The organism is Armatimonas sp., from assembly GCF_043760365.1.
In the GTDB taxonomy this organism is placed as follows: Bacteria; Armatimonadota; Armatimonadia; order Armatimonadales; family Armatimonadaceae; genus Armatimonas.
Genome location: NZ_JAYUPA010000044.1, coordinates 1 through 6786, shown reverse-complemented (window position 1 = coordinate 6786; position 6786 = coordinate 1). Strand labels below are relative to the sequence as shown.

Sequence of the window (6786 nt, the reverse complement as noted above, 5' to 3'; positions counted from 1 at the left end):
GGGAGAGCTGCCCGGCGGCGCGTGCCTCGCGGTAGAAACGCTCGATCCGATCCACCCGCGCAGCGCCGGCGGCATCGGGGGCAAGCGCTAGCTCTTTCACCGCCACCCGTCGCCCTACCTGAGGATCCTGCGCCTCATAGACAATGTCATTGGAGCGCGCGATCTCTCGAACGATTTTATAGCGCCCGAGCTGCATCGCTAGCTCGCCCCTTCACTTGCCGAGGTGATCGAGAGAACCTTGAGTAAGACAACCGTGCTATTGTCTTTGCCACCCGCATCGTTGGCGGCATCTACAATATCAAGCGCTGCTTTTGAGAGGCTTTTATGGCTCACTAATGCCGCCAGAGCATCTTCGCCCAGATAACCCGTGACTCCATCGGTGGCGAGTAGCAAAATATCCTCGGGAAAGAGCTTCTCCGTGAGAATATCCGCGTCCATCCCATCGCCCATTCCAATGGAGCGCGTGATGACGTTGCGGTACGGGGATTTTTCCGCCTCAGCACGGCTCAGAGCACCACGCCGGACTTGCTCCTCGACCCAGGAGTGGTCGGTGGTGAGCTGGCGAATGCGCTCGCCCTCGCGCAGCAAGTAGGCACGGGAGTCTCCGACATGGGCAATGGTGAGCATATCATTTAAGACGATGGCGACCACCATAGTAGTTCCCATGCCATTTTTTGCGCCCATGTTGATCGCCGCCTGGGCGATAAGCGCATTGGCATCGCGGAGGGACTGCCGGAGCGCCTCGCCCACCTCACTGGTTTCCCCGGTAAGCGGTTCGGCAAAATAAGAGCGAATCACGGTCTTGAGCCCCGCCTCAGACGCCACTTGCCCGGCGCTGTGTCCGCCCATTCCATCCGCGATGGCCCAGAGCCTGCCACGAGTAGCCTGAGTGGGGGCGTCATCGGGAAGGAAGAAATCAAACTTGTCCTCGTTGTTCTCTCGGACACGGCCTATGTCCGTGCGCGCGGCGAAGGCAAGCTCGGTGTGGTGCGTGGGCCGACGGTCCGCAAGCTGCGCCCAGCCTCGGGCAAGATCCTCGGTGTTAAACTCGGCAGTGGTCTCGTCGGCCATGGTGTCTCCTGGACTAAGTCGTGTCTTGGTAGCGGTAGGTTACTGTCTTGGATAGTTTATCGTGCCACGTCTCATTGTTCTTGTCCCAGAGTGCCCAGAGATAGCCCAGTCCCAGGAACACCAAGGAGAAGTGCTGGGCAAATGCGCGGCTCAGGGCCTGTTGTGTGGTGATAATCGTGCCATCTTCCTCCAGGACGATAATATCCGCGACGCGCTTGCCAACTGTCTGGCCGCTCATCCCGATGGTGAGTGTGTGGTAGGTCAGTGTGGCAGCGGGAATGAGCAGCCAGAAGATCCAGAACGTGAGCTGACGGACATTGCTCAGATAGGCGTAGGTGCTCTTATACAGCGCCCCGTCCGACAACGTCGCCAGGAGAACTGCCAGCACTCCCGCAAACGCCAGCGTGAGCGCACTGTCTATCAGAAAGGCCAGCGCACGGGCACCCATCGAGGCACGCGGAGCGTCCTCACTCCCCACATCCACTACGGGAACCGCCTCGTAGTCTTCGTCGTGTTCGTGGGAGATCGCTCCCTCCGGCGCACAGCCCTCACAGAACGAAATCTCACTCAGTAAGTACGCGCAGCGATCACACAGCCGCGAGCCACAGGCATTGCAGCTTGTTGTCGCCTCACGGTTCGCATGATTGACACACGCAATCTTACCGATCATACCTGGGTCAATTAAGTCTCGCAGACACTTACTGCACTTGACTTTCCCCGGTTGATTTGCTGTGCCACAGTGGCGACAGACAACCATAAGTCTCAGCCTCCCCCTCGAATTTTCTTATTTTGCCCGAGACAGAGGCATACCGCAAGCTATATTCTGCGCTGAAGATAGGCATTGCTCTGTGCATTGCCCGAGGCGATGTCCGCCCAGACCTCCAGAGGGCTGGCATCGTGGCCGTTTTGGGGGAAGATCAGATAGCCCCACGCGTAGCAAAACAATGTCAGTGGCAGATACAGCGGTCCTAGAATCCGCCCCTGAAGGGCATGAACCAGCTCATGCTGGTAGATCTTCTCCGAGAGCTTCCGTGAGCAGAGTACCACATCGCCGATGCACATCCCCGAAAAGTAGCGCCGCCCAAAGCTCTGAGCGATCCAGCCGCCGTTTACCACAACGACGCGGTTAGTACGATCCCAGGAGTAGCTCCCACCCAGCCCGAAAAACAACCCAATAAGCGTATTGGGGAGGCTCCAGAGATGTCCTAAGAGAAGGAGAATAAGGCGCATGACGGGAAAATCCTACCATGCAAATTGTTGTCACCGCCGCTTATGCCTATGAGCACGAAGAATATGCCGCGCTCGTGCGGCTCCTGCCTGAGTTTGAGCTGACCTCTAAGCTCACTCCCGATGCGCCGGTTTTGTGTGTCACCTCGCGTGATTTCATTACGGCTGAACTTCTGAATCGCCTGCCCGGAGTGAAGCTCATCGCGACGCGCTCAACCGGCTTTGAGCACATTGATCTCGTGGCGGCGAATGCGCGGGGCATCACGGTCTGCAACGTGCCGCACTACGGCGATCACACGGTGGCGGAGTTCGCCTTTGCCCTCATGCTCATGGTGCAGCGTGGCCTGCGTCACAGCCTCAAAGATGCAGAGGAGGGGCGTTTCCCTTTTGGGAGCCAGCGTGGTTTTGATCTCTTCGGGCAGACGCTGGGCATTATCGGCACGGGGCGCATCGGGCGGCGCACGGCGCAGATCGGGGTGGGCTTTGGAATGAGCGTGCTCGCCCACGACATCGCGCCGCTCCTCGACGAAGCCGTGCGCATTGGTTATTCGTATGTGGGCCTGGAGGAGCTGCTGTCCCGCGCCGATATTCTCACGCTCCACGTGCCGCTCACTTCTCGTACCCACCACTTAATCGGCGCGGCTGAGCTGGCAAAACTGCGGCGCGGCGCGGTACTGATCAACACGGCACGCGGCGGCGTCGTGGATACTAGCGCCGTTCTCGCTGCCCTCGATTCGGGCCAGCTCTCCGGGGCGGGCCTCGATGTGCTAGAGGATGAGGAGCGCATCGCGGAGATCGCGCCGGGCTACCTGGCCCGCTTTCCCAGCCTCATCCTCACGCCGCACATGGCCTACCACACCACCGGCGGCGTGGGCCGCATCCGCCAGACCACTGCCGAGAATATCCGTGCCTTTCTTGGAGGAGCGCCTCAGAATACAGTTTCGCTGCTATAACTTCTCTGCTACATCACCGTCGCGCCGGTCTATCAGAGCCGCCGGGATAAGAGGGACGATCAGCAAGACCAACGCCGTCGTGCCCGCGTTGAGCCAGACCAGGTTCTTGAAGTTCCAGTGCAGGTGCTCAAAGAACCAGGAGCCCATGGTATTGGAGAGTGCTGCCATCAGGTTACAGACGCTCATCATCAGCGAGTAGCCCAGCGCTTCATTGCCCCGAGGGGTGGCGCGGCCACAGAGATCCCATAGGGGAAGGATCGCCAGTGTCCCCACAAACCCGGTCGAGCCCTCGATCAGAATTGCGCTGAGGGGAGACTGGTAGCCCAGATAAAACAGCGTGCCGATGACATTCAAGACAATGCCAATACCCAGTAAGCGGCGCAAAGGAATGCGGCTACACAATCGAAAATAAATTGTGGCGGCAGCAAGGCCACAACCGCCACTGATGACACCTAAGTTTCCCATGAACTGTGGTGTCAGCTTGAGAGTGTCTTGTTGGTAGAAGAGTAGGGGTGTCCCAAAGCCGGGCGCGATATTGAGCAAGCAGCACATCGCCAGCCCCCACCAGAGCGGGCGCGAGGCCAGCGTGCTTTTGAGCTGTTGTTCAATCTCTTTCCACGAGCTTTTTTTGGGGTTTTCGGCTGGTGCTTCGTGAAGAAAGAAAAAGACCAAGGGGGCCAGCAGGATCAGGCAGCCCGCGCAGATTCCAACAGTGAGGCCAAAGGCACGCGAGGCAAGAAAGCCACCTAGCGGACCGACGATCAGGGTTGCCAGGTTACTAATTCCATACCGCTGTGAGCTCAGCCGCCCGACGGAGTTATTGCGTTTGCCGCTGTCTACCAGCAGTCCTCCTAGCGCCGTGCTCGCGACCATGACCATCGCCATAATCACTGCCTGCATGAAAAGCAGGAGGGAGTAGGTTTTGGGAAGCACTCCGACAAGAAGCCAGCAGATACCACCCAGGAGAGTGCTGAGGAGAAGATAGTGCTTGCGCCGTGTTCCAAAGAGCGTGAGATTATCGGAGAGGAGCCCTGCGATAGGCTTGACGTAGCTCGCAAAGCCCGCCACGAGTCCAAAGACAGCAATCGCTTCGGCACCCAAATGGAGGGTATTTTTCAGATAAAGGTTGAGAGGCAGACCAGGAGTCCCTAGAGCTATCCAGGTCAGTAGCCAGCCAGTACTGAGAAGTACCGCAGTACGCCGCTGCTCTGAGTGGCTTTGGGGGAGAAGAGTGGAATCGGCAGAGATAGTGCTCAATAGAGTTTCCTTATGAACCTTTCTTACGTCGTGGCACAGTGCCGTCGGGACAGTGAGATATGGTAAACTTTTGTTTATGACGACGCGTGAACGCTACGAGGCGGCGATTGCCTCGCTCACGGAGAAGCTGCAAAAAGATCGAACCGTGCTGGCCGCCGTACTCTATGGCTCCCTGGCCTATGATGATATCTGGGAGAAGTCCGATATTGATTTGATGATTATCGGGGAGGAGTCGGTGAAGGAGGGGAGCTTCACTCTCCTAGAGGAAGGCATCTCCATCCACGCAGCTCTCCTGACCCGCTCAAAGTTCCGCAAGCAGATGGACGGGGCACTAACGGGCTCGTTTTGGTCGTCGGTGCTACCACGGAGCCGCCTTCTCTTCACCAAAGACGACTCGCTCGCCCTGCTCTGGGAGAACGCTGGGGTGCTGGGGGAGCGGGATAGACAAGCCCAGCTCTTGCGTGCGGGCACGTGGTGCCTTCCGGTGCTCACTAAGGCCGAGAAGTGGCACCAGGTGAAGCGCGACTTTCACTACGCGGCCTTCTATCTGCTCCAGACCGCCGTGTGTCTTGCTTGGGTCGAGGTGCTCGCCGCCGGGCAGAGTCCGGGTCGCGAGGTGATTCAGCAGGCGCTGAAGCTCAACCCGGAGTTTTTCAAGCGCATCTACACCAATGTTCTCGATGGCCCCAAGACCGAAGAAGCGCTTGGTGAGGCCCTCACCCTCTGCGATGCCTACCTCACCGAACGCATCCCACTTTGCTTTTCGCCGCTTCTCGCCTGGCTCGAAGGTGCCGACGGCCCCCGCTCGGTGCGTGAGCTTTCCACGTACTTTGAGCGCAACTGGCATGCCGAGCACCTTGATCTGGCCTGCGACTGGCTTGCTGACAAAGGGATTCTAGAGCGTGTCGGCATTCCCTTGCGCCTCACCAAAGATAGCCGCGTCACGGTGGACGAGGCGGGCTATGTCTATGTGGGAGAAGCGTGAGCGATAAAATAGCAGCTAGGAGAAAAATACGATGAGCATAGTTCTTGAGCTAACACCCGCAGAAGAGGAAGCACTAAGCCGGGGGGCTGAGCGGGCAGGCATGGATATGCCCTCTTTCATTACAAAAACGGCTCGACGGGCCATGCAACGTGAGTTTGATGATTGGGAGCGCTGGGAGTCAGCAGGTAATCAAGCTACCACAGATGCCTGCGATAGCTTAATCGGACAGGGTATTGGTTTTGTCTATGGTCGAGATGGAAAAGTCTACCGCAGAACCGCCGAAGGGGAAGAAGAGCTAAGTGCCTGAGCTGGTCATCATTGCTGGCCCCAATGGTTCTGGCAAAAGTACTCTAACGGAACCAACACGGCTAAAGCGTCTGGGGATTTCTTTCCCAGAGAACTATATCAATGCTGACGAGATTGCCAAGAGCCTGCGTGAAACACACTCAGAGCTATCTCAGGAAGAGCGCGAACAAGCGGCTTTTCGTGAGGCCCGGTCGCTACGAAGGCGCTTTCGTGAGCAGGGAGCTTGCTACGCCTTTGAGACTGTATTTTCACACCCCAGTACACTTCTTGATATTCAGCAAGCGCAAGCGCTGGGCTATCATGTAACTCTTCTCTTCGTGACGACTGCAAATCCTGAAATCAATGTATGGCGTGTCGCGGGGCGAGTTTTACAGGGAGGGCATAATGTTCCTCAAGAGCATATTCGAAGTCGGTACGGGCGTACGCTTGCTCTTCTGCCTCGCATCATTGAAGAAGTGGATACCGCTTTTGTTTTTGATTCCACTGAGGAACGCCAGATGCGTCTCTGTTTCCATACGGGTTTATATTCCATTGAGAAGTACCTCCCCAGCTATCTTCAGGCGGCCCTGCTCACACCGCTGAATGAGCGGCGTAAAGAACGTGAGTTTTTAGGGACAACCGCCCAGCCTGACGAAGCTAACGGAATCTATGCCGGTGAAATTTCCTTAGTCACAGTCAACTATATTCTTCAAAAAATCGGGGAGCGTCTGATCCGCCACGACCGTTTGTTGCTCCGTGCAGAGCTTTTCATTGGTCAGGTGGTGACTATCAAATACCAAGACGCGGTCGGGGAGGTTTTATAGTGCGAGAAACCATTCTGATTCGGGGAGCGCGGGAGAACAATCTCAAGAACATCACGGTGGAGATTCCACGCGACAAATTGATCGTGCTGACGGGCCTCAGTGGCTCGGGGAAGTCGTCGTTGGCTTTTGACACGCTCTATGCGGAGGCGCAGCGGCGCTTTATGGAGTCGCTCTCGGCCTGGAC

At 57.3% G+C, this 6786-nt stretch carries 9 protein-coding genes and 1 pseudogene; 5 read left to right on the top strand and 5 right to left on the bottom strand.

What is annotated here, in order from left to right:
• From ACH2EH_RS01105 to ACH2EH_RS01090, 4 genes and pseudogenes are all read right to left on the bottom strand, one after another.
• A pseudogene (locus ACH2EH_RS01105) lies at positions 1 to 196 on the bottom strand (serine/threonine protein kinase); the annotation flags it as partial.
• A 2-nt stretch (positions 197 to 198) separates the two neighbouring features.
• On the bottom strand, positions 199 to 1071 hold the full coding sequence (locus ACH2EH_RS01100) for a PP2C family protein-serine/threonine phosphatase (protein WP_395137968.1): 873 nt from the start codon (positions 1069 to 1071) through the stop codon (positions 199 to 201).
• A gap of 13 nt (positions 1072 to 1084) precedes the next feature.
• A complete protein-coding gene (locus ACH2EH_RS01095; RefSeq protein ID WP_395137966.1) occupies positions 1085 to 1828 on the bottom strand; it encodes an RDD family protein in 744 nt (247 codons plus the stop codon).
• A 59-nt stretch (positions 1829 to 1887) separates the two neighbouring features.
• A complete protein-coding gene (locus ACH2EH_RS01090; RefSeq protein ID WP_395137963.1) occupies positions 1888 to 2301 on the bottom strand; it encodes a hypothetical protein in 414 nt (137 codons plus the stop codon).
• Between the two features lie 17 nt (positions 2302 to 2318).
• Here ACH2EH_RS01090 and ACH2EH_RS01085 point away from each other — a divergent pair, with 17 nt between their 5' ends.
• Positions 2319 to 3251, top strand: a complete 933-nt coding sequence (locus ACH2EH_RS01085) for an NAD(P)-dependent oxidoreductase (protein WP_395137960.1) — start codon at positions 2319 to 2321, stop codon at positions 3249 to 3251.
• Here ACH2EH_RS01085 and ACH2EH_RS01080 read toward each other — a convergent pair.
• The gene (locus ACH2EH_RS01080) at positions 3246 to 4508 is read right to left on the bottom strand and encodes an MFS transporter (protein ID WP_395137958.1); all 1263 of its coding nucleotides are present in this window, start codon (positions 4506 to 4508) and stop codon (positions 3246 to 3248) included. The two genes, ACH2EH_RS01085 and ACH2EH_RS01080, sit on opposite strands and share 6 nt — an antisense overlap.
• A 76-nt stretch (positions 4509 to 4584) precedes the next feature.
• On the opposite strand from ACH2EH_RS01080, the gene ACH2EH_RS01075 reads away from it, so the two are divergent.
• The 4 genes from ACH2EH_RS01075 to ACH2EH_RS01060 form a co-directional block, all read left to right on the top strand.
• Positions 4585 to 5493: a nucleotidyltransferase domain-containing protein gene (locus tag ACH2EH_RS01075; protein ID WP_395137956.1), complete on the top strand. Its 909-nt coding sequence runs from the start codon at positions 4585 to 4587 to the stop codon at positions 5491 to 5493.
• Between the two features lie 31 nt (positions 5494 to 5524).
• Positions 5525 to 5800 carry a hypothetical protein gene (locus tag ACH2EH_RS01070; protein ID WP_394793671.1) on the top strand — a complete coding sequence of 92 codons (276 nt, stop codon included), beginning with the start codon at positions 5525 to 5527 and terminating at the stop codon, positions 5798 to 5800.
• Positions 5793 to 6602, top strand: a complete 810-nt coding sequence (locus ACH2EH_RS01065) for a zeta toxin family protein (protein WP_395137953.1) — start codon at positions 5793 to 5795, stop codon at positions 6600 to 6602. Before ACH2EH_RS01070 ends, ACH2EH_RS01065 begins: the two co-directional genes overlap by 8 nt.
• Positions 6602 to 6786 (top strand): hypothetical protein (locus ACH2EH_RS01060; RefSeq protein WP_395137950.1); only part of this gene is annotated, 185 nt, incomplete at its 3' end. The genes ACH2EH_RS01065 and ACH2EH_RS01060, both read left to right, overlap by 1 nt.

Excerpts from the sequence above, each read along its gene's own strand:
- ACH2EH_RS01090 (WP_395137963.1), bottom strand. The coding sequence starts at position 2,301 with ATGCGCCTTATTCTCCTTCTCTTAGGACATCTCTGGAGCCTCCCCAAT.
- ACH2EH_RS01070 (WP_394793671.1), top strand. The coding sequence starts at position 5,525 with ATGAGCATAGTTCTTGAGCTAACACCCGCAGAAGAGGAAGCACTAAGC.
- ACH2EH_RS01095 (WP_395137966.1), bottom strand. The coding sequence starts at position 1,828 with ATGGTTGTCTGTCGCCACTGTGGCACAGCAAATCAACCGGGGAAAGTC.
- ACH2EH_RS01100 (WP_395137968.1), bottom strand. The coding sequence starts at position 1,071 with ATGGCCGACGAGACCACTGCCGAGTTTAACACCGAGGATCTTGCCCGA.
- ACH2EH_RS01085 (WP_395137960.1), top strand. The coding sequence starts at position 2,319 with ATGCAAATTGTTGTCACCGCCGCTTATGCCTATGAGCACGAAGAATAT.
- ACH2EH_RS01075 (WP_395137956.1), top strand. The coding sequence starts at position 4,585 with ATGACGACGCGTGAACGCTACGAGGCGGCGATTGCCTCGCTCACGGAG.